26 protein-coding genes are annotated in these 25,762 nt (G+C 73.5%); 10 read left to right on the top strand and 16 right to left on the bottom strand.

The window, feature by feature from the left end; all coding sequences use genetic code 11:
- Positions 1-152: 152 nt before the first annotated feature.
- On the bottom strand, positions 153-836 hold the full coding sequence (locus ACFQGU_RS01970) for a metal-dependent transcriptional regulator (RefSeq protein ID WP_386763670.1): 684 nt from the start codon (positions 834-836) through the stop codon (positions 153-155).
- Positions 837-995: 159 nt separating this feature from the next.
- Between ACFQGU_RS01970 and ACFQGU_RS01965 the strand changes: the two genes are divergently transcribed.
- The 3 genes from ACFQGU_RS01965 to ACFQGU_RS01955 all read left to right on the top strand — a co-directional run bounded on the left by ACFQGU_RS01965 (position 996) and on the right by ACFQGU_RS01955 (position 3,921).
- On the top strand, positions 996-2,375 hold the full coding sequence (locus ACFQGU_RS01965) for a cryptochrome/photolyase family protein (protein WP_386763669.1): 1,380 nt from the start codon (positions 996-998) through the stop codon (positions 2,373-2,375).
- 80 nt (positions 2,376-2,455) lie between these two features.
- Positions 2,456-3,307: a ParA family protein gene (locus ACFQGU_RS01960; RefSeq protein ID WP_386763668.1), complete on the top strand. Its 852-nt coding sequence runs from the start codon at positions 2,456-2,458 to the stop codon at positions 3,305-3,307.
- A complete protein-coding gene (locus ACFQGU_RS01955) occupies positions 3,304-3,921 on the top strand; it encodes a hypothetical protein (protein ID WP_386763667.1) in 618 nt (205 codons plus the stop codon). Before ACFQGU_RS01960 ends, ACFQGU_RS01955 begins: the two co-directional genes overlap by 4 nt.
- A gap of 166 nt (positions 3,922-4,087) precedes the next feature.
- Here ACFQGU_RS01955 and ACFQGU_RS01950 read toward each other — a convergent pair whose 3' ends face one another.
- Both ACFQGU_RS01950 and pdxH read right to left on the bottom strand, forming a co-directional pair.
- Positions 4,088-5,341 carry an MFS transporter gene (locus ACFQGU_RS01950; RefSeq protein WP_386763666.1) on the bottom strand — a complete coding sequence of 418 codons (1,254 nt, stop codon included), beginning with the start codon at positions 5,339-5,341 and terminating at the stop codon, positions 4,088-4,090.
- A gap of 139 nt (positions 5,342-5,480) precedes the next feature.
- Positions 5,481-6,185: a pyridoxamine 5'-phosphate oxidase gene (gene pdxH, locus ACFQGU_RS01945; RefSeq protein ID WP_386763665.1), complete on the bottom strand. Its 705-nt coding sequence runs from the start codon at positions 6,183-6,185 to the stop codon at positions 5,481-5,483.
- 260 nt (positions 6,186-6,445) lie between these two features.
- Between pdxH and ACFQGU_RS01940 the strand changes: the two genes are divergently transcribed.
- The 3 genes from ACFQGU_RS01940 to ACFQGU_RS01930 all read left to right on the top strand — a co-directional run bounded on the left by ACFQGU_RS01940 (position 6,446) and on the right by ACFQGU_RS01930 (position 10,186).
- Positions 6,446-7,573 (top strand): citrate synthase 2, encoded by a 1,128-nt coding sequence (locus tag ACFQGU_RS01940; protein WP_386763664.1) that lies wholly within the window; start codon positions 6,446-6,448, stop codon positions 7,571-7,573.
- 177 nt (positions 7,574-7,750) lie between these two features.
- Positions 7,751-8,881, top strand: a complete 1,131-nt coding sequence (serC, locus tag ACFQGU_RS01935) for a phosphoserine transaminase (RefSeq protein WP_386763663.1) — start codon at positions 7,751-7,753, stop codon at positions 8,879-8,881.
- A gap of 96 nt (positions 8,882-8,977) precedes the next feature.
- A complete protein-coding gene (locus ACFQGU_RS01930; protein WP_386763662.1) occupies positions 8,978-10,186 on the top strand; it encodes an MFS transporter in 1,209 nt (402 codons plus the stop codon).
- Here ACFQGU_RS01930 and ACFQGU_RS01925 read toward each other — a convergent pair.
- From ACFQGU_RS01925 to ACFQGU_RS01905, 5 genes are all read right to left on the bottom strand, one after another.
- Positions 10,179-10,787, bottom strand: coding sequence for a hypothetical protein (locus ACFQGU_RS01925; protein ID WP_386763661.1), 609 nt, complete (start codon positions 10,785-10,787; stop codon positions 10,179-10,181). The genes ACFQGU_RS01930 and ACFQGU_RS01925 overlap by 8 nt on opposite strands.
- 75 nt (positions 10,788-10,862) lie before the next feature.
- Positions 10,863-11,162: a hypothetical protein gene (locus tag ACFQGU_RS01920; RefSeq protein ID WP_386763660.1), complete on the bottom strand. Its 300-nt coding sequence runs from the start codon at positions 11,160-11,162 to the stop codon at positions 10,863-10,865.
- A gap of 71 nt (positions 11,163-11,233) precedes the next feature.
- Complete coding sequence (locus ACFQGU_RS01915; protein ID WP_386763659.1) at positions 11,234-12,244, bottom strand: WD40 repeat domain-containing protein; 1,011 nt, start codon at positions 12,242-12,244, stop codon at positions 11,234-11,236.
- 5 nt (positions 12,245-12,249) lie between these two features.
- Entirely contained in the window at positions 12,250-13,503 is a 1,254-nt protein-coding gene (locus ACFQGU_RS01910) for an SAM-dependent methyltransferase (RefSeq protein ID WP_386763658.1), read from the bottom strand.
- Positions 13,504-14,280 (bottom strand): maleylpyruvate isomerase family mycothiol-dependent enzyme, encoded by a 777-nt coding sequence (locus ACFQGU_RS01905; RefSeq protein WP_386763657.1) that lies wholly within the window; start codon positions 14,278-14,280, stop codon positions 13,504-13,506. It abuts the gene before it with no gap.
- Positions 14,281-14,363: 83 nt separating this feature from the next.
- Here ACFQGU_RS01905 and ACFQGU_RS01900 point away from each other — a divergent pair, with 83 nt between their 5' ends.
- Entirely contained in the window at positions 14,364-14,915 is a 552-nt protein-coding gene (locus ACFQGU_RS01900; RefSeq protein ID WP_386763656.1) for a hypothetical protein, read from the top strand.
- Positions 14,916-15,049: 134 nt separating this feature from the next.
- On the top strand, positions 15,050-15,322 hold the full coding sequence (locus ACFQGU_RS01895; RefSeq protein ID WP_386763655.1) for a DUF2530 domain-containing protein: 273 nt from the start codon (positions 15,050-15,052) through the stop codon (positions 15,320-15,322).
- 3 nt (positions 15,323-15,325) lie between these two features.
- On the opposite strand, the gene ACFQGU_RS01890 is transcribed toward ACFQGU_RS01895, so the two are convergent.
- From ACFQGU_RS01890 to ACFQGU_RS01875, 4 genes are all read right to left on the bottom strand, one after another.
- Entirely contained in the window at positions 15,326-16,393 is a 1,068-nt protein-coding gene (locus ACFQGU_RS01890; RefSeq protein WP_386763654.1) for a DUF3027 domain-containing protein, read from the bottom strand.
- A gap of 126 nt (positions 16,394-16,519) precedes the next feature.
- Positions 16,520-16,903 carry a cold-shock protein gene (locus tag ACFQGU_RS01885; protein WP_386763945.1) on the bottom strand — a complete coding sequence of 128 codons (384 nt, stop codon included), beginning with the start codon at positions 16,901-16,903 and terminating at the stop codon, positions 16,520-16,522.
- A gap of 118 nt (positions 16,904-17,021) precedes the next feature.
- Entirely contained in the window at positions 17,022-18,002 is a 981-nt protein-coding gene (locus ACFQGU_RS01880) for an NAD-dependent epimerase/dehydratase family protein (RefSeq protein WP_386763653.1), read from the bottom strand.
- On the bottom strand, positions 17,999-18,637 hold the full coding sequence (locus ACFQGU_RS01875; protein ID WP_386763652.1) for an HAD family hydrolase: 639 nt from the start codon (positions 18,635-18,637) through the stop codon (positions 17,999-18,001). Before ACFQGU_RS01875 ends, ACFQGU_RS01880 begins: the two co-directional genes overlap by 4 nt.
- Positions 18,638-18,790: 153 nt before the next feature.
- On the opposite strand from ACFQGU_RS01875, the gene ACFQGU_RS01870 reads away from it, so the two are divergent.
- A complete protein-coding gene (locus ACFQGU_RS01870) occupies positions 18,791-21,259 on the top strand; it encodes a helicase-associated domain-containing protein (RefSeq protein WP_386763651.1) in 2,469 nt (822 codons plus the stop codon).
- Between the two features lie 3 nt (positions 21,260-21,262).
- On the opposite strand, the gene ACFQGU_RS01865 is transcribed toward ACFQGU_RS01870, so the two are convergent.
- The 4 genes from ACFQGU_RS01865 to ACFQGU_RS01850 form a co-directional block, all read right to left on the bottom strand.
- Positions 21,263-21,451, bottom strand: a complete 189-nt coding sequence (locus ACFQGU_RS01865) for a hypothetical protein (protein WP_386763650.1) — start codon at positions 21,449-21,451, stop codon at positions 21,263-21,265.
- A gap of 114 nt (positions 21,452-21,565) precedes the next feature.
- Positions 21,566-22,672 carry an o-succinylbenzoate synthase gene (gene menC, locus ACFQGU_RS01860; RefSeq protein ID WP_386763649.1) on the bottom strand — a complete coding sequence of 369 codons (1,107 nt, stop codon included), beginning with the start codon at positions 22,670-22,672 and terminating at the stop codon, positions 21,566-21,568.
- A complete protein-coding gene (locus ACFQGU_RS01855; protein ID WP_386763648.1) occupies positions 22,669-23,553 on the bottom strand; it encodes a GNAT family N-acetyltransferase in 885 nt (294 codons plus the stop codon). Before ACFQGU_RS01855 ends, menC begins: the two co-directional genes overlap by 4 nt.
- Entirely contained in the window at positions 23,550-23,939 is a 390-nt protein-coding gene (locus tag ACFQGU_RS01850) for a VOC family protein (RefSeq protein WP_386763647.1), read from the bottom strand. Before ACFQGU_RS01850 ends, ACFQGU_RS01855 begins: the two co-directional genes overlap by 4 nt.
- Positions 23,940-24,092: 153 nt before the next feature.
- Between ACFQGU_RS01850 and ACFQGU_RS01845 the strand changes: the two genes are divergently transcribed.
- Entirely contained in the window at positions 24,093-25,757 is a 1,665-nt protein-coding gene (locus tag ACFQGU_RS01845) for a DNA repair helicase XPB (RefSeq protein WP_386763646.1), read from the top strand.
- Positions 25,758-25,762: the final 5 nt, after the last annotated feature.

Here is a 25,762-nt window from a genome sequence, read left to right as displayed (position 1 = left end):
AACCGGACCGGTCATCCCCCGAACGGCCCAGCCCGGGGTGTGGCAGCGGGCGTCGGCGGCCGGGGGCTGCGCCGTACGGGTGGCGGCCCCGACGCTCCGACGCCCGCCCGACGGAGGTCGGGCGGGCGTCGCTGGGAGGCGCGGCGGGGCTGCTAGCCCTTGGTGACGAAGACGTGCGACGCCGTCGCCGAGTCGAGCTCGGCGTACTCGCCGGCACTGCCCACGAGGACCCCGCCCGGGGACGACACGACCTTCACGGTCGCGGCCGGCACGACACCCGCGCGGTGCAGCGAGGCCATGAGGGCGGCGTCGTTCTGGATCGGCTCGCCGATGCGCGCGACCGTGACGCGGGTCGAGCTCTCGCCCACCACCTTGTCGAGGGTCATGAGGCCGGAGAGGTCGGAGGCGGCGGCGTCGCGGTCGAGCTCCTCGAGCCCCGGGATCGGGTTGCCGTACGGCGACACGGTCGGGTTCTTGAGCAGCTCGAGGATGCGGCGCTCGACGCGCTCGCTCATCACGTGCTCCCAACGGCAGGCCTCGGCGTGCACGTCCTCCCAGTCGAGGCCGATGACCTCGACGAGCAGGCACTCCGCGAGGCGGTGCTTGCGCATGACGCGGGTCGCCATCGCGCGGCCGGCGTCGCTCAGCTCGAGGTGGCGGTCACCCTCGACGGAGAGCAGGCCGTCGCGCTCCATGCGCGCCACGGTCTGCGAGACCGTCGGGCCGGACTGGCCGAGCCGCTCGGCGATGCGCGCCCGCAGCGGGACGATGCCCTCTTCCTCGAGCTCGAAGATGGTGCGGAGATACATCTCCGTGGTGTCGATGAGGTCGCTCACGGCCGGCTGAGTCCTTCGCTGGTGGTGCCCGGGCAGATCAACTCGTCGCCCATCTTGTCCTACTGCCCGTCGGGTCGCAGCGTTCCCTCACCTAACCCCGAGTCGTCCTGGTCACGTCCCGACCTGCGCCCGGCTCGCGGCGCACCTAGCCTCGGCAGCATGCCGAGCGTCCTGTGGTTCCGACGAGACCTGCGCCGGCACGACAACCCGGCGCTGCTCGCGGCCCTCGAGGCGGCGCGCACCGACGGCGACGACGAGGTCGTGGCGCTGTTCGTGCTCGACCGCACCCTGTGGGACCCGGCCGGCGCCGTGCGCCGCGCCTGCCTCGTGCGGTCGTTGAACGCGCTGGACGAGTCGCTGGACGGCCGGCTGGTGGTGCGCCACGGCGACCCGCTCGACGTCGTGCCCGAGGTCGCCGCCGCGGCAGGGGCCCGCACCGTGCACGTCGCCGCCGACTTCGCGCCGTACGGCGTCCGGCGGGACGCCTCGGTCGCGTCGGCCCTCGCCGGCGCCGGTCGCGAGCTGGTCGCCACCGGGTCGCCGTACGCCGTGGCACCGGGGCGGGTGCGCAAGGGCGACGGCACGCCCTACCGCGTCTACACCCCGTTCTTCCGTGCCTGGCTCGCGCACGGGTGGCGCGCGCCCGCGCCCGACCCCGAGCGCTGGCCGGCCTGGCGACGGGACGGCACGGGCCCGCTCGCGACCGACGGGATCCCCGACGAGCCCGACCTCGGCATCACCGTTCTGCCGCCGTCCGGGGAGGAGGCCGCGCACGACCGCTGGGAGGCCTTCCGGGCGGACGGGCTCGCGTCGTACGCCGACCTCCGCGACCGGGCCGACCTCGCGGGGACATCGGGCCTGTCGACGCACCTCAAGTGGGGCGAGATCCACCCGCGCACCCTGCTCGCGGACCTCGACGACTCGCGGGGGCACGAGGTGTTCCGCAAGGAGATCGCCTGGCGCGAGTTCTACGCGGACGTCCTCTGCACCGCGCCCGAGTCCGCCCGCACGTGGCTCGACCCGAGGTTCGCGCGGATGCAGCACGACTCCGGGCCGCTCGCCGACGAGCGATTCCTGGCCTGGACCGAGGGCCGCACCGGCTACCCGTTCGTCGACGCCGGCATGCGCCAGCTGCTCGCCGAGGGCTGGATGCACAACCGCGTGCGCATGGTCGTGGCGAGCTTCCTGGTCAAGGACCTGCACGTGCCGTGGCAGCGCGGCGCCCGCTGGTTCCTGCAGCACCTGCGCGACGGCGACCTCGCGAGCAACCAGCAGGGGTGGCAGTGGGTCGCGGGCAGCGGCACCGACGCCTCGCCCTACTTCCGCATCTTCAACCCGGTCACGCAGGGCCTGCGCTTCGACCCCGATGGCGACTACGTGCGCCGCTACGTGCCCGAGCTGCGGGGCCTCGCCGGGAAGGACGCGCACGAGCCGTGGGACGCGCCGCTCCTCGCGCCCGACTACCCGCCGCGGATCGTCGAGCACGCCGAGGAGCGCGAGGAGTCGCTGCGCCGGTACGCCGCGCTCAAGGAGGAGTAGCCGCGGCGCGTGCGGCGTGGATGCCGAGGAACCCCCTGACGTGGGACGATGCCGGGCGACGACGAGTCCGGGGAGGTGCCATGGCTGCCAGCAGCACACGCGCACCCCTGACCTGCGCCGTCGTCGCCCAGAAGGGCGGGGTCGGCAAGACCACGACCCTGCTCGGCCTGGCCGGCGCGGCCTGGGAGCGCGGTCTCCGGGTGCTGGTGGTCGACCTCGACCCGCAGGCCAACGCGACCGCCGCGCTCGATCCCGCGTCCACGGCGTACACGACCAACGACGTGCTGGCCGACGCCCGGCCCGGCGTGGCCGCCGACGCGATCGTGCCGTCGTCCTGGGGCGCGGGCGTCGACGTGCTGCCCTCCGAGCGCGCGCTGGAGCACCGCGCCGTGCCCGAGGGCCGTGACTCGGCGCTGCGGCTGCGGATCGCCCTCGAGGGCGTGGTCGACCGGTACGACGTCGTGCTCGTCGACTGCCCGCCGTCGCTCGGCGAGCTCACCCGCAACGCGCTCGCCGCCGTACGGCTCGCGCTCGTCGTGACCGAGCCGTCGTTCTTCGCCCTGCCCGGTGCCGCGGCGGCGCTCGAGGCGATCGAGGTGGTGCGCGGCTCGAACAACCTCGTGCTGCGTGCCGCCGGGGTCGTCGTCAACCGCGCGCGGCCGCAGACGAGCGAGCACGCGTACCGCCTCGCCGAGCTCGCCGAGCACTACCCGACGCTGCTCCTGCCGGTGACGGTGCCCGACCGGACGGCGCTGCAGCAGGCCCAGGGCGCGTGCGTGCCGGTGCAGGCCTGGCGGTCCTCCGGCGCCCGCGAGGCGGCGGACGCGTTCGACGACCTGCTCGACCTGCTGCTGGCCGAGGCGGGGCGCGGCGTGGCCGAGCTCGGGCACCTGCCCACGACCCTCACCTCGACAGGGACGGACTCCTCATGACCAACCCCACCCCCCGCCCGGCGCTGCGCAAGGCCGAGGACGCCGACGTCCACCCCGCGGCACCGCAGCCCGTGCGCCGCCCGCGCACGCCCCGCACCGCCGAGCCGGCCACGGCAGAGACCCCTGCTCCTGCGAAGCGCGCCCCGGCGAAGGCCGCCGGAGCAGGTGCGGCGCCCGCCTCGGCCGCTGCCAGGTCCGCGAAGGCCACCAAGCCGACACCCGTACCGGCCGAGCCGGACCCGAGCGCTGCGGCCGCCGAGATCGCGGCCGAGCCGGCCGTCCCCGCGACGCCGAAGAAGTCCAAGCGCTACCAGACCCCGCCGGCGGTTCCTGTGAAGAACAAGCGCAAGCGCACCGGGTTCTCCGGCACCACCTCGGACCATCTGCGCCGTACCGACGCCCCGGCTGCGGCAGCGGCGGAGAACGCCGACAAGGCGGCCAAGAAGCGCGCCAAGGCCGACGCCGCCCTCCTGACCGGCTCGCTCGCCACGGTCAAGGTGAAGCTGCCGAAGAAGCTCGCCAAGGCCGCCGAGAAGGAGGCCGCACGCCGCGGCCTCGACCTCGACGCCGTCACCGCCGAGCTCCTCCACACCTGGCTCACCCACCGCCCCTGAGGGCCCGATCCCACCCGCTCAGGACAGATCGCGCCCTTGACGGGCGCGCTCCGTCCTCTCTCTGTGGGCCCTGAGGGTCGATTCTCTGTGGGCCCTGAGGGTCGATCACGGCAGTTGGACTGCGCTTTCTGACCCGAGACCGTCCCGCAGAGCGGATCCGACGGCGTCAGGGCACGGGGTTCTCGGCGTCGTACGCCAGGAACCCGGGGTACTTCGCGACGAGCGCCGCGGTGATGGCGATGCACGCGACACCGCCGCTCACCACCGAGAACTGCTCGCCCGCCAGGGCGGCGACAGCACCGGACTCGACGTCGCCGAGCCGCGGACCACCGGCGACCACGACGGTGAACACGCCCTGCAGGCGTCCGCGGAACTCGTCCGGCGTCGCCGACTGCAGCATGGTCGACCGGAACACCGCGCTCACGTTGTCGGCGGCTCCGGCCAGCGCGAGCATGAGCGCCGCGAGCGGCAGCCAGCTGACGAGCCCGAACACCGCGATCGCGAGACCCCAGGCGAACACCGACAGCACGATCGCGAGCCCGTGCCGCCGCACCCGCCCGAGCGGACCGGACAGCACGCCGGAGACGAGCGCACCGGCGGCGGGCGCGGCGTACAGGATGCCTGCCGCCGTCGCGGCCATCTTCGGGTCGTCGGCGTACATCGCCGCCGCGATCGCCGGGAAGAGGGCGCGCGGCATGCCGAACACCATCGCCGCGATGTCGACGTAGAACGACATCTGCAGGTTGTGCTTGCCGCGCAGGAAGCGCAGGCCCTCGCCCACCGCGGCCCAGCCGGTACGCCGGTCCTCCGCAGCCGCCTCGGGAGGCACGGGGCGCAGCCGCCACATCGCGTAGACGACGCCGGTGAACAGCACGAGGTCGGCGGCGTACGCCCACGCGACACCGCCGGTGGCTGCGATGACGAACCCGCCGACGAGCGGCCCGACGGTGAAGCCGAGGCCCCACGCGAGCATGCCGAGCGCGTTCGCGGCCGGCAGCATCTCGGGCGCGATCAGCCGCGGGATGATCGCCTGGCGTGCGGGGTTCCCGATCGCGAAGAACGCCGACTGGATCGCGACGACGGCGTACAGCACGGCGACCGATCCGAGGCCGAGCGCCGACTGCGCGACCAGGATGCCGGCGCAGCCCATGAGGCCGAGCGCGGCGACGAGCCCGAGCGTGCGGCGGTCGTGCGTGTCGGACATCGCGCCGCCGTAGAGGCCGAAGCCGATGAGCGGCACGAGCTGGAACAGGCCGACGAGCCCGACGGCCAACGACGACTGCGTGAGCGCGTAGACCTGGATGCCGACCGCGACCGCCGTCATCTGCTGCCCGATGTTGCTGACGCCGTGCGCGAGGATGATCCGCCGGTAGTCGGCCGATGCCCGCAGGGGCGAGAGATCGGCGAAGAGGCGGGCCACGAGCGCCGACCCTACGTGCCGCCGGACCAGCGGGCTCCCCGGCGTACGACGTGATCTCGACGTCGAAGATCACGAGCAAGGGTCAGAAGGTGCAGTCGAACTGCCGTGATCGGCCCTCAGGGCGGAGAAGTGCAGTGGGTCAGGGGCTGAGGCGTTCGGTGCGCCAGGCGGTGGGGTCGTCGAGGGCGGACGGCGCGGACTCGTCGAGGCGCACGAAGCGCAGGCGGTCGTGCAGGCGCGAGGGCCGGCCCTGCCAGAACTCGACCGACACCGGGCGTACGACGTACCCGCCCCACGCGTCAGGCAGCGGCACGTCCGAGGCCGACCCCGTGTCGGGGAACACCGCCGAGAGCTCGGCGTACCGCGCCTTGAGCACGTCGCGCGAGGCGATCACGGTCGACTGCGCCGACGCCCAGGCACCGAGGCGGGAGCCGTACGGCCGCGACGAGAAGTACGCCTGCGCCTCCTCGCGCGACACCTGCTCGACCTCGCCGACCACGACCACCTGCCGCGTGAGCGCGTACCAGGGGAACACCAGCGAGGCGCGCGGGTTGGCGGCGAGCGCCCGCCCCTTCTGCGACTGGTGGTTGGAGTAGAAGACGAAGCCGCGCGGGTCCGCTGCCTTGAGCAGCACGGTGCGACCGCTCGGCACTCCGTCGGCGTCCGACGTCGCGAGCACCATGGCGTTCGGCTCGACCACCTCCGCGGCGACGGCGTCGGCCAGCCACCGGGCGAACTGCTCCCCCGGGGTCGGCGCGAGGTCGCCCTCGACGAGCCGCCCCTGGTCGTAGTGCAGCCGCATCCCCGCGAGGTCGTGCTGCGGCCCGGCCGCGAAGTCGCTCACGGCCCCATCCTCCCGCGCCCCGCCTCGGCCCGCGCGGTACGCCGTACCTGCGGCACCGCGCCGCACGTCACACAGCCCGGATGCCACGGATCCAGCCCTCCGCTCCCGCCGCGGACCCCCGTTTGCCAGGATGGGCAGCGTCGGCGGGGATCCCACCGGGTCCCGGCGCCGTCGGAGGTGACACCTCCTCGGCCGCTCCCACAGGAGCGGCCAGCACACCGGCGTGCCCCTCGCGCGCCACGACGAACGGGAGCACGCGCATGTCGGACTTCGTCCCCGGGCTCGAGGGCGTCATCGCCTTCGAGACCGAGATCGCCGAGCCGGACAAGGAAGGCAGCGCGCTGCGCTACCGCGGCGTCGACATCGAGGATCTCGTCGGCCGCGTCTCGTACGGCAATGTCTGGGGCCTGCTGGTCGACAACGAGTTCAACCCCGGCCTCCCGCCGGCCGAGCCGTTCCCGATCCCGGTCCACTCCGGTGACGTGCGCGTCGACGTCCAGTCGGCGCTCGCGATGCTCGCCCCGGCGTGGGGCCTCGAGCCGCTGCTCGACATCGACGACGACAAGGCCCGCGACGAGCTCGCCCGCGCCTCGGTCATGGCGATGTCGTTCGTCGCGCAGAGCGCACGCGGCATCGGCAAGCCGATGGTGCCGCAGTCGCGCATCGACGAGGCCGAGACCGTCGTCGAGCGCATGCTCATCCGCTGGCGCGGCGAGCCCGACCCCAAGCACGTGCAGGCGGTCGACGCCTACTTCGTCTCCGCGGCCGAGCACGGCATGAACGCCTCGACCTTCACCGCCCGCGTCATCGCCTCCACCGGCGCCGACGTCGCGGCAGCCCTGTCGGGGGCGGTCGGCGCCATGTCGGGCCCGCTGCACGGCGGTGCACCCGCCCGCGTGCTCACCATGATCGAGGGCGTCGAGCAGGACGGCGACGCCCGCCACTACGTGCGCGGCGTCCTCGACAAGGGCGACCGCCTCATGGGCTTCGGCCACCGCGTCTACCGCGCCGAGGACCCGCGCGCCCGCGTGCTGCGCCGTACGGCGCGCGAGCTCGACGCCCCGCGCTACGAGGTCGCCGTGGCCCTCGAGCAGGCCGCGCTCGCCGAGCTGCGCGAGCGCCGGCCCGACCGCGTGCTCGAGACCAACGTGGAGTTCTGGGCCGCGATCGTCCTGGACTTCGCCCAGGTGCCCGCGCACATGTTCACCTCGATGTTCACCTGCGCCCGCCTCGCGGGCTGGAGCGCGCACATCCTCGAGCAGAAGCGCACCGGCCGCCTGATCCGCCCGAGCGCGAGGTACGTCGGCCCCGCGCCCCGCAAGCCCGAGTCGGTGCCCGGCTGGGACGCCGAGATGGTCGCCCCGAGCGGCTACCACCCGACCGCCTGAGCGCAGCAGCCACCACGAGGCCCGGACCGTCACGGTCCGGGCCTCGCTGCTCGTGGGACGTGGTCGGCGTCTCACGGGCTGGAACCCGGCGACGGGCGCCGACCCAGCCTTCCTACGCTTGGCGTACCGCCGCGCACCGCACTGCGCGGGCGCCGCACCCGAGACGAAGGCCTCACCGTGACCGAGACCCCGCAGATCACGATCCCCGCCGACCTCCTCCCGCTCGACGGCCGCTTCGGCGCTGGCCCGAGCAAGGTGCGCCCGGAGCAGGTGGCCGCGCTCGCCGCGATCGCGCCCTCGTACCTCGGCACCTCGCACCGGCAGAAGGCCGTGAAGTCCCAGGTCGGCCGCCTGCGCGCGGGCCTCGCCGACCTGTTCTCCCTCCCCGAGGGCTACGAGGTCGTGCTGGGCAACGGCGGCTCGACCGCGTTCTGGGAGGTCGCGGCCTTCGGCCTCGTGCGCGACCGCGCGCAGTTCCTCACGTTCGGCGAGTTCGGCTCGAAGTTCGCCTCCGCCGTGAAGGACGCACCCTTCCTCGGCGAGCCCACCGTCGTCACGTCCGACCCCGGCAGCGCACCGAGCTTCTCCGCCGAGGCCGGCGTCGACGTGTACGCCACCCCGCACAACGAGACCTCGACCGGTGTCGCGATCACACCCACCCGCGTCGCAGGTGCGGACGCCGACGCGCTCATGCTCTTCGACGCGACCTCCGGCGCCGGCGGCCTCGCCGTCGACCAGGCCGAGTCCGACGTCTACTACTTCGCCCCGCAGAAGTGCTTCGCCTCCGACGGCGGCCTCTGGATCGCGCTCATGTCGCCGAAGGCGGTCGAGCGCGCCGCCGAGATCAAGGCGAGCGGCCGCTACATCCCGGCGTTCCTCGACCTGCAGACCGCGATCGACAACAGCCGCCTCGACCAGACGTACAACACCCCGGCGCTCGCCACGATCCTGCTCATGGCCGAGCAGGTCGACTGGTTCAACGCCAACGGGGGCCTCGCGTGGACCGTCGCGCGCACCAAGGAGTCGAGCGACGCGCTCTACGATTGGGCCGAGGCGTCGGCCTACGCCACGCCCTACGTCACCGACCCGGCGCTGCGCTCGCAGGTCATCGGCACGATCGACTTCGACGACTCGATCGACGCCACCGCCGTTGCGAAGGTGCTGCGCGCCAACGGCATCGTCGACACCGAGCCCTACCGCAAGCTCGGCCGCAACCAGCTGCGCGTCGCGATGTTCCCGTCGGTCGACCCCGAGGACGTGCGTCGCCTCACGAGGTCGATCGACCACGTGGTGACCGCCCTCTCGTGACCACCCCTCCGCTCAGCCTGGTCGATCCGTCGCTTCCCGCCCCAGGAAGCAGCGGCTTGATCAGTGTCAGCGCGGGGGCGTACGGCGGGCGGCGGCATGACTGAGGTGGCCTCGACGGCGCGGCGCGACATCGTGCGCGACCGCCCGACGTGGCTGTCGTACCTCAACATCGGGCTGTTCGGGTACTTCCTCTACGCGTTCGGCCCGACCGTCGCGCTGCTGCGCGACGAGCAGGGCTACACCCGCTCGGTGGCATCGCTGCACGGCACGGCGATGGCCGTGGGATCGGTCGTCGTCGGCCTCACCGCGACCCGCTTCGTGCGGTGGATGGGCCGCGGCGCGATGCTGCGGCTCGGCTCGGCCCTCATGGCCGGCGGCATCCTGATCTACACGGGCTTCGACCCGCTGCCGCTCACGCTGCTCGGGATCTTCCTCGCGGCCTGCGGCGGCACGTTCGCGATGGTGGGCGTCAACGCGTTCCTGCCGGCGCACCACGTCGCCGCCTCCGCGCGCGCGATGAGCGAGGCGCACGGGCTCGGCGCCACGATGGGGCTCCTCGGTCCGCTCGCTGTCGGCGGCGGCGTATGGCTCGGCTGGGGCTGGCGCCCGGGCCTGATCGTCACCTGCCTGGGGCTCGCGGTGCTCGAGCTCCTGCGCGGACGCCGCCTCTCGGACTTCGACACCGAGCTCGACCACCACGCCGCGGCACCGTCATCGACGGTGCGCGCTCCCCTGCCCCGGCTCTACTGGTACGCGTTCGTCGTCTTCGCGCTGTGCGCGGGCACCGAGTTCTCGCTCATGCTCTGGGGCAGCGACCTCCTGCGCGACCGCGCCGGCCTCGGCGAGGCCGCCGCAGCGGCCTCTATCGTCACCATCGTCGGCGGCATGGCGATCGGCCGGGTCGGCGGCAGCGTCGTCGTCGGCCGGTTCGAGCCCGACCGCGTGCTCATCGGCACGATGGCGCTGTCGATCCTCGGGTTCGCCATCGCCTGGCTCTCGAGCTCGCCGGTGCCGATGCTCGTCGGCTTCGCGATCACCGGTCTCGGGCTCGGCCTCCAGTCGCCGCTGGCCATCAGCCGCGCGGTGCTGGCGTCCGGCGGTCAGGTCGACCGTGGTGCGGGGCTCTCGTCCGTGGCGGCCGGGGCGGCGAGCGGCATCGCACCGTTCGCGCTCGCGGCCGTCGCTGACGCCATCGGCGTCCACCTCGCGTTCCTCATCGTGCCGGCGCTGCTGGCCACGGGCATCGCCCTCGTGGCGATCGGGCGAGTGCCTGTCGGAGGCATCCCCGCGCAGGCCGCTAGCTGATACGGAACGTCGCGAGCTGCTCGGGAGTGCACGCCATTCCGGTCCTGCCGCCGGGCAGCTCGACGCGCTCGCCCGTGGCCACGGGCTCGTAGGGGCTTCCCACCCGGAGGATGCAGCTGCCCTCGTCCGAGGAGGCCCCGTTCTCGTCGTTCGTGTAGGTGCCGAACATCAGGATGCTCACGTAGGTATACCGGTCGCCGACCCAGCCGGGCAGGTCGCCGTTGCTCATCTCGGCGTCGAGCACGACGTACGACGTCGGTGAGCCCAGCCGCATCTTCGGCGTGGTCACCGTGATCGAGCGGCCCTGCTCGTAGTAGCGCAGCTCGAGGCCCACGACCTCGGACATCACCACGGCGTCAGCGGGCGCCTGCCCGTACCCCACCGCCTGCATCTGCGTGAAGGCCGTCATCGACTGCGCCTGCAGCACGGCCATGAACGTGCTGTCGCGCTCGGAGGTCACCGCGCGCCGGTAGGTGTACGCCGACGCCAGGAGGCCGAGCGCCAGCGCGGCCACCACGGCCACTGCGATCGACCGGCCACGTCGTGGTCGCACCGCGGCTGAGCGCGGAACGGTGGTCGGTGCCTCGACGTCGACGCTCATGGCGAATCCCCCATCGGACGTAACGGCCGTGCGCCCAGGATGCCCGACCGGCCGCCGCACGGGTGGCCGAACGCGTCAGTCGATCATCCCGGCGAAGGGGCCCTCAGGCTCGGTGTCGTCGGGCTCGAACGGCTCGTCCGAGTCGAGCTCGTACTGGTCGGCCCGGTCCGAGCGCAGCACGGCGAGCAGCACGGCACCGCCGGCGAAGAGGTTGCCGAGCCAGAACGCGATCTGCCCGAGCATCGACTGGAGGATCAGCCACGTCGTGTCCCCGGACTCCATGCTGAGCTGCGGACGCCCCACCCACTGGATCGCGATGGCCACGGCGTACGCCGCGACCGCAGCCCACACGAACCGCCACTGGTACCTGCTCACCGCTCCCCCTCACCGGCCCGACGAGCCGTTCGTGCCCAGCATGGCGCAGCGCATGCCCTCGGGCGTGGAGGTCAGTGCCTCATCCGGCGGGACGCCACGACGACGCCGGCGCCCGCCAGCAGGACCGCGAACGCCGCGAGGCCGAGCCGCAGCGCGCCCGGTCCGTCGTCAGACGGCCCGGCGGGCGACGAGGTCGATGTCGGCGACGGATCGGCGGAGGACGAGGAACCGGACGGCGTGGGCGATGCTGCCGCCTCGACCGGGACGCGCAGCAACCGGTCGTCGCCCTCGGAGGCCGCCACGAGCGCGCTGCCGTCGCGGGTGAACGAGACCGCCTCGCCCTGCGGCTGGTCGGGCAGAGCCACGGGCGTCCCGGCCTTCAACGATGCGGCGCTCACCGGCGCGTCGAAGAGCTTGGCCGCGAAGTAGTCGCGGATCACGAAGCGCGAGCCGTCCGGCGCCATCGCGGCGTCGGTGACGAGCCCGCCCACCTCGCCGACGCGCTTCGCCGTCGCCACGCCGGACGTCGACAGCGGCACGCGGTAGACCGCGCCGCGCGCGAGCTGCTTGGTGACGACCCAGACCTCGGCGCTGGTCGGCGACACCAGGATCGCCTCGGCGTTGTGCGGCTGGTCGGGGTAGCTGAAGCGGTACGTCGTCGCCCGCACCTGCTGGTCGACCAGCCTGCTGGGCTCGAGGATCGCGTGCAGCCGCACCTCGGGCCACGAGTCGCGGTTGTCGCCGATGTCGGCCAGCCACAGCACCTTCCGGCCCTGCGGGTCGACCCCCGTGCCGATCGCCTCGAGGTCGCGCGCATCGATGTTCGACACCCGCACGCGGGCCAGAACGTCGCAGGTCGTGCCGTCGAGCGCATAGACGTACGGCCCGTTGCCCGAGTCGGCGTGCACCCACCACACGCCGTCGTGCTTCGCCGACCACGTGATGCCGCTGATCTCCGCGAGCCGCTCGTCGGTGATCCGGCAGACGACGTCGGCGTCGTCCGCCGCGTACGCCGGAGCCGCAGCGGTGGCCAGCACGGTGACAAGCAGCGCGAGCAGCACCCGGGATGCCGTGCGGCGCACGAGGATCAGGCCTTGGCCCGGGCGCGAGCCTCGACCAGCTGCGGCTCGATGCGCGTCGCGAGCGCGGGCTGCACAGCCCACTCGTCGACGAGACGGTCGTAGTCGGAGAGGTCGGTCGCCGTGGCCGGGGCGCCCGTGCGCACGGCGCGCAGCAGGAGGTTGCGCGGGGTGTGCTGGTCGCTCACGAACTCGACCGTCTCGACGCGGTAGCCGACGATCCGCAGCAGAGACGCCCGGATGCCGTCGGTCAGCACGTCGACGAACCGCTCGCGCAGCAGGCCGTAGCGCGTGAGCAGGCCGAACGGTGACGGGGTCGACGCGCGGGTCACCTGGGTCTGCAGGTCGTGGTGGCAGCACGGCGCGGCCAGCACCACCGGCGACTCCCACCGCACAGCGCGGGCGAGCGCGTCGTCGGTGGCGGTGTCGCACGCGTGCAGCGCGACGACGACGTCCGCGCGCGGGTCGTCGGAGGCGTCCGCGATGGTCGCGGCCTCGAAGGTGAGCCCGTCGCTCCAGCCGAGGCGGGCGGCGAGCGAGGAGTTGCGCTCGGCGAACGACTCGCGGACGTCGACCCCGTGCACGACCACGGGGATGCCCCGCACCTTCGCCAGCCACACGAAGGCCCCGATGGTGAGGTAGGCGTTGCCGCAGCCGAGATCAACGACGCGCCAGGGGCTCTCGGGCGTCGGCTCGCGCAGGGCTCGTGCGACGCGGGCGTCCTCGACCGCGCTGTCGAGCAGCCGCACGAACTGCTCGACCTGGCGGTACTTGTCCTGCTTGGTCGGCTTGAGGCGGCCGAGGGAGTCGGCGACGCCGACCGCCATGAGGTAGGCCTTGACGTCGGGGTGCTCGACGTCGAGCAGCCGGGGCTTGGCGCGGTCGTGCGCGACCGGGACGTCCTCGACCGCGTCGACCCGCGGTGCGCGGTGCACCTGCGCGTCGCCCTTCTTGGTGATGCGCACCTGCATCACGTCGGTGGCCGTCTCGAGGTGCCAGTTGCCGAAGCCCTGGTCGAGCAGCGCGTCGACCGCTGCGGGCGCGGTGTCGGCGTCGTGGTTGGCGGTGTGCGCCTGACGCTCGTCGTACGTCACCACCTGCAGCCGGCGTCCGGCCTTGAGGTCGACCGGCCGCAGCTCGGCGCGCTTCCACTCCAGCGGCACACCGCGACGCCGGCCCGCCGCGACCGCGCGCACGAGCCGGGAGTCGTCGAGCAGGAGCGCGCGCACCTCCGCGCGCACGTCGGGCCAGGGGGCCGCCACCTACGACGTCGCCATCAGGAGACGCTCGCGCAGCAGGCGGATCGCCGTCTCGTCTCCGGTGGTCGCGATCCCATGCTCCCCCGGCCTCCCCCACAGGTAGAGCAGCAGGCCGGACGCCGGGCCTGCCACCAGCGCGTCGGCCTCGCCCGCGCCGCCGACCACCTCGACGCTGGTCTCGTTGAGCGTGACCGTCCATGAGTGGTCGTCGGCCGCCACCAGCACCCGCTGCCCTGTCGCCCCGGGCTGCGGGACGTCGTCCCACGGCCAGCGCAGCCAGCCGAGCAGCTCGTCGACACCGTCGGCCGCGAGATCCTCCGGCACGTCGCCGGCGCCGTCGGGCCCGTCGGTGGCCGACTCGGCGTCCCAGCGGTGCACAGTGGTCTCCTGCGCCATCCGCCGGTGCCAGAAGCCGACGGTCTGCTCCGACGGCCACCAGGCGAAGGTCGGCTCGTCGGCGTCGCGCGCCGACAGGATCTCGCGGAGCTCGACGTACGTCGTGCGGATCTCGTCCCGCACGTCGACGCCCTCGGGGACGACGCCCCAGCCGCCCTCGGACCGGTCGCCCGGGTTCGCGTCGGTGCGCAGCGTCTCGAGCTTGTGGCGATAGACCCCCAGCACGTGCGAGAGCAGCGCCGCGACGTCCCATCCGGGGCAGCCGGGGACCTCGGCGCCGAGGTCGGTCGACGCCTCGAGCATCGCCTCGAAGTCGGCGTCGAGATGGGCGAGGTACTCGTCGGTGCCGAGGCGGGTGCTGTCGAGGCTGGGCTGCGTGGTCACCCCCTGATCCTGCCACTGCCCGCCGACGCCGGTCCCCGGCGATAGCGGTGACTCCGGCGCACGGCGCCGCCTAGGGTGAGCGCGTGATCCGCCGACCGAACGGTGCCGAGGGCGCGATGCCCGCCGGCGCACTCGTGGTCGTCTCCCTCGTGCTGGCCGCACTGGCCGGCCTCGCCATCGGCGCTGTGTGGGGGCTCGCGGGCGGGTCCTCACCCTCGGCGTCACCGTCCCGCACCTCGACGCCCACGACGAGCACGAGCGCGCCGGCCCCGACCAGCGACTCGTCGGCCTCGGTGAAGCCGACACCCACCACCTCGTCCGCGGCGCCCACGGCGACCGGATCCGTGCCCCCGGCACCTGCCACCACGACGACCTCCGCCGACGGGTGGCGGCTCGGCTCCTGGCGGATCACCAACACCGCCGGTGCGATCGGTGTCGACACCACGGCGCGCAACACCTCGACCGGCACGCGCAGCGCCGACCTGATCCTCTACATCTACGTGGACGGCGAGCACATCGCCACGACCACCGCGCGGGTGACCGACGTGCCGGCAGGAGAGACCGTGCCGGTGCAGTTCACGAGCACGGACGCCTGGAAGCCGGGCCAGAAGGTGCTGCTGCTCCAGGTGGGCTGACGGGTCAGCGGTTGAGCACGGCTGCGGCCACGACGAGCGCGATCGACAGGGCCAGGACGCCGAGCGTCACCATGCGTCGCGTCCGGGGGTCCACGACGGTCAGCCTACGTGCCGCGCGGAGGTAGCCTGCACCCGTGGAGGACACCCCGACCGACGCCGACACCACCCCTGAGGTGGCACCCCTCGACGTCGACGGCGTGGGGGCCGTGGCCGTGGGCACCGCGGCCTGGGCGGTGGGGCTGGTGCTCTGCCTCGTCCTCCGCGGACCGCTCGCCGACGCCGGCAACGGCTGGTGGACCTGGGTCTGCCTCACAGGCGCGGTGCTCGGCCTGGCCGGGCTCTGGTACGTACGCCGCCGGCGCGACGCCTACCGACGCGCAGCGACGCCCGCCACGCCCGACGCCTAGCGGCTAGAGGTCGTCCGGGTCGAGGTCGAGCACGTCCTCGAGCGTCTCCGCCTGCGCGTCGTCCTCGAGATCGTCGTCCTCGTCGTCGTGCGCGTCGACCAGCGACTCGGGGTCGGCGATCTCGTGCACCGCCTCGAGGTCGTCGTCGTCGAGCGCGATGTCGGCGACGTCCTCCCCCGTCGCCTCGTCGTCGAGCAGCACGACGTCTGCCCCGCCATCGCCGTCCTCGATGACGACCTGCGAGGTGACCACCTCGTCCTCGGTCGCGTCGGCGACCATCGCGCGTGCGTGCACCTCGACGAAGCCGTAGTCGTCGACGACGATCTCGGTGACCGGGATCCCGGTGCCCTCGATCTCGCGCACGCTGGAGTGCGCGCCGCAGCCGTACTCCAGCGAGACGACCGAGCCGTCCGCACCGAAGGGGTTGGCGCACACGCCGAACGCCTGACCGACGAGCCCGCCGATGGGCATCAGGAATCCGCAGCTCGTGCAGGACGCGGGCGCGCCCTTGGCCATGGCCGACGCGGGGCCGTGGTCGCCCTCGTACCAGCGCTCGACGGCGAGATCGCGGCCGAGCACGGAGAGCACGCGCTCACGGCCGAGGCCGAGCTCCCACTGCTCGGGGCGCAGGACGACGCCGGGGTACGTCGGGTCGTCGAGCTCCTCGAGGAAGTCCGCGCCGGTGTAGCCCGGCTCGAGGCGAGGGTCGTCCGGGGCAGTGGGGTGCAGGTCGCCGGGGCCGAGGTCGCCCGGGCGCACCCTCTCGTTCCACGGCACCCAGGGCGGGGGAAGCAGCGCGCCGTCTCCGGGCAGCAGCACGACCTCGGACACGGTGGCGGTCTCCGCGCCGGGCACGCGCACGACGGTGACCGACCAGTGCCAGCCGGCGTAGGCGGTGTTGAGGCAGGCGAACCGGTGGGTGGCGATGTCGGGGTCGGCATCTGCGACGACGCCCACGTGCTCGCCGACCTGCGCGGCCGGGGCGACCTCGAGCGCCGCTGCGCGGGCGAGGTCGACGGCGGCTGCGTTGCCGAGCACGGCGGCTGCGTTGCCAAGATCCAGGGAGGTCACGGGGCCATCCTCGCCCACGGGGCCCTCCGAGTGCCACGCGGCCCTCTCCGGCGGCCCCGCCCGCCCGCAGCGAGGCCGCCGTCCCTCGCGGGTGACGGCGGCCTCGTCTCGCTCCGGGGCGTACGGCTACGCGTCGATGTCGTCGGCGACCTTGCGCAGCATCATCGCGATCTGCCGCGAGTGCTTGTCGTCGGGGTAGCGGCCACGGCGCAGCGAGTTCGAGGTGCCGTCGAGGAGCTTGATGAGGTCCTCGAGGATCACGGCCATGTCCTCGGCGGGCTTGCGAGCAGCCTTGGCCACGCTGGGCGGGGCGTCGAGGAGCCGGATCGACAGGGCCTGCGGGCCGCGCTTGCCGTCGGCGATGCCGAACTCGACCCGCGACCCCGGCTTGAGCGCCTCGAGACCGGCGGGCAGCGCCGAGGCGTGCACGAAGACCTCGTCGCCCTCCTCGGTGGCGAGGAAGCCGAAGCCCTTCTCACTGTCGTACCACTTGACCTTGCCGGTCGGCACCGCACTCACGTCCCGTCTGTCGTCAGGAGGCCCCCCGGGCCTCGATGGCGTCCGCTCAGGCTATCGGCCAGCCCGCCACCACCCCAACCGAGAACCGGGCTGCGGGCGGTACGGCGGGTCAGCGGGCGTGCCAGGCGGCCAGCAGCTCGGCCTCGCGCTCACGGGTCATGCCGGGGTCCGATCCGGTCGTGGGCCCTGCGCGCAGGTGGTCGAGCACCTCGACGGCGCTCTGGCGCACCGACCGGTTCTTCATGCCCGCGGCGACCGAGGCGGCCGGGCTCGCGGCGTTCGCGAGGATCCACGGGTCGCCGCCGCCCCAGAGCGGGATCGTGGCGTCGGACTCGCCCTGCTCGAGCAGCCAGGCCTGGTCGACCCACGTGATGGTGGTGCCCGACGGCGCGACCACGGCGAGCACGTCGGCCAGCATGTCGCCGAACGTGTACGGCGGCTGCGGCGTCACCGCGTGGAACGTGCCGGCGACGTCCTTCTCGAGGAGGTCGACCACGAACCGCCCGAGGTCGCGCGCGTCGACCACCTGCAGCGGGTCGCCGGGGTTGCCCGGCCCGAGCACCTCGCCGCCCTCGGACAGCCGGCGCACCCAGTGCGTGAAGCGCTGCGTGTGGTCCCACGGCCCGACGACGTACGTCGGACGCACGACGGTGGCGCGGTCGCCGAGCAGCTCGCGCGCCACCTCCTCGCAGGCCACCTTGAGCGGCCCGTACGTCGAGTCGGTCACGACGTCGACGTCGTCTCCCGCGGCGAGGACGGTGGGCGACGACTCGTCGAACGCCGGGCCCGCGGGCTCGGCGTACACCGAGGTCGAGGAGATGAGCAGGTAGCGCCCGGCGCGCTCGCCGAGGGTGTCGACGACGTGGCGCACCTGGCGCGGGAAGTAGGCGCAGATGTCGGCCGTCGCGTCGAACGTGCGGCCGTCGAGCGCGCCGAGGTCGCCGTCGCGGTCGGCGAGGACGTGCTCGGCACCGGGGAACAGATCGGTGGCGGTGCGGTGGACGAGCGTGACCTCGTGGCCGCGCCGCAGCGCCGCCTCGACGACGTGCCTGCCGACGAACCGGGTGCCGCCGATCACGAGCAGCCTCATGCCGTCTCCTCCGCAGGCGCATCGGCGCCGTCGAGCCAGGCGCGCCACCAGGGCACGAAGGTGGTCAGGTCGTCGAGCACGACGTCCGCACCCGCGGCTGCGAGCTCGGACGCCGACGTGGGGCCCGTCGCGACCGCGATCGCGACCGCTCCGGCCCCGAGGGCGCCGCGGACGTCACCGGGGTGGTCGCCGACGTAGGCCTCGGCCGCGAACTCGCGCAGCGACTCGGACTTGCCTTCGGCGAAGCGCTCGCCGACGACCTCGGCGACGAGGTGGTCGAGATCGACCGACTGCAGCACCGCCCGGACATGCGTGTCCTTCTTCGCGCTGACGACGAGGATCGAGAACCCGTCGGCCACGACCGTCTCGAGCGACTCGCGCGCCCCCGGGAGGACGTCGTGCATGGCGAGGCCGTGGCTCAGGTAGCGCGCGCGGTAGACCTCGAGGGCCTCGGCGTACGGGATCTCGGGGACGAGCTGCGGGAAGACGAGGTCGAGCGGGAGGCCGAGGGTCGCGCGCAGCCATCCCTCGTCGATGGGCACGTCCCAGCGCCTGCCGACGGCCGCGACGCTGTCGACGATCGCCTCGGACGAGTCCACGATCGTCATGTCGAGGTCGAACCCGATCACGCGCACCCCGTGACCCTATGCGCCCCCGCCTCCCCCGTTTGCGATGAAGGGGCCCTTCGTTGCTCAGAGCGCAACGAAGTCACCCTTCATCGCCCGATCCGGATGGCGCCGATTTCGCCGGTTCGCTGGTTCGACCGGGACACGCGTAGGTTTGGGCGGATGACCACTCGACGGCCGGACGCTGCGGGAGGTGCGACGCCGCGTCGGCGCAGCGCCTCTGCCTCCGCGCGCCCGACAGCCGCCGGCGCCGCCCCGGACGCCGCCGCTCCGGCACCGCGCTCGCTCGCCGAGGACCTCCGTCAGCGCAGCGACGACTCCATCGCCGCGCTGCTGGCCGCCCGCCCCGACCTCGTGCACCCCGTCCCGGCCGATCTCGGCGCGCTGGCGACCCGCGCGACGACGGGCCCGTCCGCCGCCCGCGCGCTCGACCGCCTCGATGTCTTCGCGCTGCAGGTCACCACCGCGCTCGCCGCGCTCGGCGAGCCCGCCGACCTCCGCCAGCTACAGGAGGGCCTGCCCGACGTCGACCCCGCGCTCGTCGCCGGAGTGGTCGACCGGCTGCGCGTCCTCGCACTGCTCTGGGGGCGCGACCACGATCTGCACCTCGTCCGACCCGTCCGCGAGGCGCTCGGCACCTACCCCGCCGGCCTCGGACCCGCGATGGCCGAGGGACGCCGCGGTGTCGCGCCGTACGCCGACGACCCGGCTCTGGTCGAGCGCACGCTCACGGAGGCGCCGGACGGCGCGCGCGAGGCGCTCGAGCGCCTGCTCTGGACCTCGCCGGTCGGCCGCGTCGAGGGCGCGGACCGACCCGTGTCGGTCGAGTCGGCCCGCACTCCCGTCGAGTGGCTCCTCGCTCGGCACCTGCTCGAGCCGATCGCGGCCGACACCGTGATCGTGCCGCGCGAGGTGGCACTGCCCCTGCGCGGCGGCGTGCTCGTGCCTGACCTCGTGCCGCACCCGCCGTCGGTCGACCACACGGACCGCACGCCGAACCTCGTCGACCGCACGGCCGGCCAGCAGGCGTTCTCGTTCGTGCGCCTGGTCGAGGACCTCCTCGAGGCGTGGTCCACGGCGCCCCCCGCCGTCCTGCGCAGCGGCGGCCTCGCCGTCCGCGACCTCACGCGCACCGCCCTCGGCCTCGACGTCGACGAGGAAGGCGCCGCGCTCGTCATCGAGACCGCTTACGCCGCAGGGCTTCTCGCGGCGGACGGCGAGCTCGACGAGGTGTGGTGCCCCACGCCCGCCTACGACTCCTGGCTGACCCGCTCGACAGCGGAGCGCTGGACGCTGCTCGCCCAGACCTGGCTGCTGATGACCCGCACACCGGTCCTCGTGGCCGGGCGCGACGACGGCGGCGGGAGGGTCAACGCCCTGGCGCGCGACCTCGACCGCGCGCTCACGCCCGAGGCCCGCCGCGCCGTCCTCGACGAGCTCGTCGCCCTCGAGCCGGGGCAGTCGCCGTCGCACCACGCACTGCTCGAGCGCCTGCGCTGGCGCCGCCCTCGCCGTACGTCGCCCCTGTGGCAGGCGGTGGTCGAGGCGGTTCCCGAGGAGGCCGAGCGCCTCGGCATCACGGGCCTCGGGTCGCTGTCGACGCACGGTCGGATGCTGCTCACGTCCACCCTTCCGGACGAGGCGTCGAACGAGGCGCGCGCCGCGGCACGGATGCCGGGTCGCGCGTCGGTGCCCGCGGAGGTCGCGGCCGCCGTCGACGCCGTGCTGCCCGAGCCCCTCGACCACGTGCTGCTGCAGGCCGACCTCACCGCGGTCGCTCCCGGACCGCTCGAGGGCGCCCTGGCGCGCGAGATCGCGCTGATGGCCGACGTCGAGTCGACCGGCGGAGCCACCGTCTACCGGTTCACCGAGGCCACCATCCGTCGCGCCCTCGACGCCGGGCGCAGCGCCACCGACATCCTCGCGATGCTCTCGGCGCGATCGCGCACGCCCGTGCCGCAGCCGCTCGAGTACCTCGTCAACGACGCTGCGCGGCGCCACGGCGCCCTGCGCGTCGGCGTGGCCACGGCGTACCTCCGGTGCGACGACCCGGCCACCGTCACCGCAGCACTCGCCGACCGCAAGCTCGCCGCGCTGCGCCTCACGCGCGTCGCGGACACCGTCATCGTGTCGGCGTCCCCCATCGACCTCGTCCTCGAGCGTCTGCGCGAGGCCGGCTACGCACCGAGCGCCGAGAACGCGGAGGGCGCCGTCGTCGTACGCCGTCGTGACTCGCGCCGCACCCCCACGCGGCCGAGGCCGCCGCGGCTCTCGGGCGAGCCTCCGGCCCCGACCGAGGCCCTGCTGTCAGCCGCCGTCCGCGCACTGCGCGCCGGCGAGACCGCGGCCGCGCACCGCCCGCCGGCCATGCCCGAGTCCGGCGGCAGCGGACGGCTCCCTCGGTCGACGACGAGCGAGACGATGGCCGAGCTTCGGGGTGCCCTCGACCGTCAGAAGGCGATCTGGATCGGGTACGCCGACTCCACGGGCACCGCGACCGAGCGCGTGGTCGAGCCGTTGCGGCTCGACGGCGGCTTCCTCACGGCGTACGACCTGCGCACGGCGGAGGTGCGCACGTTCACGGTCGCGCGCATCACCGGCGTGGCTGCGGTCGCGGACAAGGCGCCCTGACGCTCAGCGCCAGGTCGAGGCGGTACGCCGGGCGACCGTGGTGGCCTGCTCCGCGCCGGGCTGCGCGAGATGGTCGCGCGCGGCGTCGCAGGCACGGAGCCGCTGCCCTTCAGCGGTGAGCCGGCGCACCTTCGCCCGCTCCGCCGCCCCGGGGGTCCGGTCGGCGTTCCTGGTCCTCTGGTCCTGGCGCATCGTGTACCTCCTGGAATGGCTCCAGGCTACGCCTCGCGCATACACGGATGCAGGTCGTGCATCGTCTATCGGACGAACGGGTGAGGAGCCAAAATCGCTGGGGGACGGGGGATCTCAGGCGAGCACGTGCCGAGCGACGGTCAGCTCCTCGAGCACCTCGGGCAACGGCGCGACTCCGAGCCCGGGGCCTGTCGGCACGTCGATCCGGCCGTCCACGAGCACGAACGGCTCCGTGACGTCGCGCGTGAAGAAGCGGTCGCTGCCGCTCGTGTCGCCCGGCAGGGTGAAGCCCGGGAGGGACGCGAGGGCGATGTTGGCTGCGCGGCCGATGCCCGTCTCCACCATCCCGCCGCACCACACCGGGACGCTGCGCGCGAGCGCGAGGTCGTGGATCGCCTTGGCCGAGAGATACCCGCCGACGCGGCCCGCCTTGATGTTCACGACCTCGCACGCGCCGTAGTCGATGAGGAACTCGGCGTTCTCCGCAGAGAGCACCGACTCGTCCAGGCACATGGGGGTCTGCATGCGCTCGGCCATGAGCTTGTGCCCCAGCACGTCGTCCTCGTGCAGCGGCTGCTCGATCAGGAGCAGCCCGAACTCGTCGAGCCCTGCCAGGTGCTCGATGTCGGCGCGGCCGTATGCCTGGTTGGCGTCGACCTGCAGCGGGACGTCCGGGTAGCGCTCACGGATCACCCGCGTGGGGACGACGTCCCAGCCGGGCTGGATCTTCAGCTTGATGCGCTGGTAGCCCTCGGCCACGTAGCCGTCGACCTCGGCCACGAGCGTGTCGATGGAGTCGTCCGCCGGGATGCCTACCGAGACGCCGCAGTCGACCTGGTCGCGGACGCTCCCGAGGTACGACGCGAACGACTGGCCCCGCATGCGCAGCGCGGCGTCGGCCACCGCCAGCTCGAGCGCGCCCTTGGCCATCGGGTGGCCGCGCACCGGGCCGAGCAGCGCGGGCACGTCCTCGAGCTCGAGGTCGACGCCGAGGAGCCGCGGGAGCAGGAACTCGCGCATGACCTCGATCGCGCCGTCGTTGTACTCGTGGCTGTACAGCGGGGCGGTCATCGCCACGCACTCGCCCCAGCCGGTGACGCCGTCGTCCGTGGTGAGCTCGACGAGGACGACGTCCTTGTGGAGTTCGACCATGAACGACGTGCGGAACGGCCGCACCAGCGGCAGCGCGGCCCGGTGGACCACCACCCTCTCGATCCTCATGCCCGTTCCTCCACCACGTAGAAGCCGTCCGTCGTGAGACCCACGACGTACGCCGCACCCGCGCCCACGGGAGCCAGGGCCTCGCGGACAGCGAGGCGCCACGCGCGGGCGAGGCCGCCGTCGCGGCGGCGGATGTCCACGATGTCACCGGGTAGCGCCACGAGGGTGGTCCGCACGGACGCCGGGATGACGCGCGGCTCGCCGTCGTCACCGACCACGAGCGCCTCGGCCGCGCCCGCCGCGAGGAGGTCGGCGCGCGTCCAGGCCGCTACGGCTCCTGAGAGAGCCTCGGCCACGCGGTCGGACGCGACGTCCCACTGGGCGAGGAGCCGGTCGCTGGGCTCGCCGGCGTTGAGCGCGTCGTCCATCCGCCCGTAGAAGTCCACGAGGTAGTCCACCGCGACAGCGCCGAGCTTCACCAGGTTGAGCCGCGCGTTGCGGCGTACCAGCGGGTCGAAGGTCCAGACCACGCGGTCGATGTCGTGCTCGAGCGCCCATGCCCGCTGGTGCAGCTTGAGCGCGGTGCCGACCCCACGGTCGGCGTTGCCGGGCGTGGCTGCGGCGATGTGCGAGTGCAGGTGGGTGTGCCAGCCGGCGTCCTCACGGGTGCGGCCGAGGAAGGCGAGGCAGGACCCCACCATGACACCGTCTGCGTAGGCACCCGACACGTACCCGCCGGCGTGCTCGATCGCGCGGATGAGGTTGCCGGTGATCTCGGTGGCGCCGGGGACCGTGGGCCACACGGCGTCCCACACCCCGCGGGCCTCGTTCAGCTCGGCCACGGTGCGGAGCGCGCGCACCTGCACCCGGCCGCGCGACGCGGCCAGGCGCGCGTCCTCCCAGGCCGCGCCCAGCCGCTCGCCGCTGACGATCCCGCTCACGGCACGTTCAGCTGCCAGGAGACGCCGTAGCGGTCCTGGATCCAGGAGAACCAGCGGCTGAAGCCATAGTCGCCCGGCGGCATGAGCATGCTGCCGCCGTCCACCAGGAGGTCGTGGGCGGCCGCGTGCTGCTCCTCGGAGTCGAGGTCGACGAACAGCGAGATGGACGGCGTGAAGGTGAAGTCGTGGACGACGAAGCTGTCGTAGCAGCGCACGGCGTGACCGCCGATCAGCGCCTCCGAGGCGGCGACGGATCCCTCGACGCCCGGGCCCTCCGCGCCGTAGCGCGTGATCGTCGTGACGCTCGACCCGGGGATTGCCCCGACCGCGAGGTCGAGCCAGGCCTCGGCGTCGCCCTGGAACATGAGGAAGGTGGAGATCCGCATCCCCGCAACCTAGCCGCACCCACCCGCTGACACTGATCAATCCGCTGCTTCCCGGGCCCGGGAGCAACGGATCGAGCAGGCTCAGCGAGGGGTGTTCGCTCCGGGCGTCACGCTGTGGTCTGCGCGTCTCGGCCGGGGTGGGAGAATCGACGGATGACCGACGGCCCGCTGATCGTGCAGAGCGACAAGACGCTGCTCCTCGAGATCGACCATGCGCTGTCGGCCGAGTGCCGTCACGCGATCGCGCCGTTCGCCGAGCTCGAGCGCGCCCCCGAGCACGTGCACACCTACCGCCTCACGCCGCTCGGCCTCTGGAACGCGCGCGCGGCCGGTCACGACGCCGAGGGCGTCGTCGACATCCTGCTGCGCTACTCGCGCTACCCCGTGCCGCACTCCCTGCTCGTCGACGTCGCCGACACCATGGGCCGCTACGGCCGCCTCCAGCTGCAGAACGACCCCGCCCACGGCCTGGTGCTGCACTCGAACGACCGGGCCGTGCTCGAGGAGGTGCTGCGCAGCAAGAAGGTCGAGCCGCTCGTCGGGGCGCGCATCGACCCCGACACCGTCGTCGTGCACCCGTCCGAGCGCGGGTCGCTCAAGCAGGTGCTGCTCAAGCTCGGCTGGCCGGCGGAGGACCTGGCCGGGTACGTCGACGGCGAGGCGCACCCGATGTCGCTCACCGAGGACGGCTGGACCCTGCGCGGCTACCAGCGCGAGGCCGCCGAGAACTTCCTGCACGGCGGCTCGGGCGTGGTCGTGCTCCCCTGCGGCGCGGGCAAGACGATCGTCGGCGCGGCCGCGATGGCGATGGCCGGCGCCACCACCCTGATCCTCGTCACCAACACCGTCTCGGCCCGCCAGTGGAAGTCCGAGCTGCTCAAGCGCACGACCCTCACCGAGTCCGAGATCGGCGAGTACTCCGGCACGGTCAAGGACATCCGGCCCGTGACCATCGCGACGTACCAGGTGATGACGACCCGGCGGAAGGGCGTCTACCAGCACCTCGAGCTCTTCGACGCCCGCGACTGGGGCCTCATCCTGTACGACGAGGTGCACCTGCTGCCGGCACCGATCTTCCGGTTCACCGCCGACATCCAGGCCCGCCGCCGGCTCGGCCTCACGGCCACCCTCGTGCGCGAGGACGGCCGAGAGGGCGACGTCTTCTCGCTCATCGGGCCCAAGCGGTACGACGCGCCCTGGAAGGACATCGAGGCGCAGGGCTACATCGCTCCCGCCGACTGCGTCGAGGTGCGCGTGACGCTCGACGAGCGCGAGCGCCTCGTCTACGCGACCGCCGAGCCCGAGGAGCGCTACCGCCTCGCGGCCTCGACCGACCGCAAGTTCCGCATCGTCCAGGCGCTGGTCGAGAAGCACGCCGAGGAGCACGTCCTCGTGATCGGCCAATACCTCGACCAGCTGCACGAGATGGGCGAGCGGCTCGATGCTCCCGTCATCACGGGCGAGACGCCGGTCAAGGAGCGCGAGCGCCTCTTCGACGCCTTCCGCTCCGGAGAGGTCCGCGTGCTCGTCGTCTCCAAGGTCGCCAACTTCTCGGTCGACCTGCCCGAGGCCGGCGTCGCCATCCAGATCTCCGGCTCGTTCGGCTCGCGGCAGGAGGAGGCCCAGCGCCTCGGCCGCGTGCTGCGCCCGAAGGCCGACGGCCGCACCGCGCGCTTCTACGCCGTCGTGGCGCGCGACACCGTTGACGCCGACTTCGCCGCGCACCGCCAGCGGTTCCTCGCCGAGCAGGGCTACGCCTACCGCATCGTCGACGCCGACGACGTCCTGCACGGCAGCATCGAGCCCGACGCGGTCTGACACGC

The sequence above is a fragment of the Longivirga aurantiaca genome (assembly GCF_042660085.1).
Lineage (GTDB): Bacteria > Actinomycetota > Actinomycetes > S36-B12 > CAIYMF01 > Longivirga > Longivirga aurantiaca.
The sequence above is the reverse complement of the archived record's forward strand: the minus strand, read 5'-3'. Positions and strand labels throughout refer to the sequence as shown.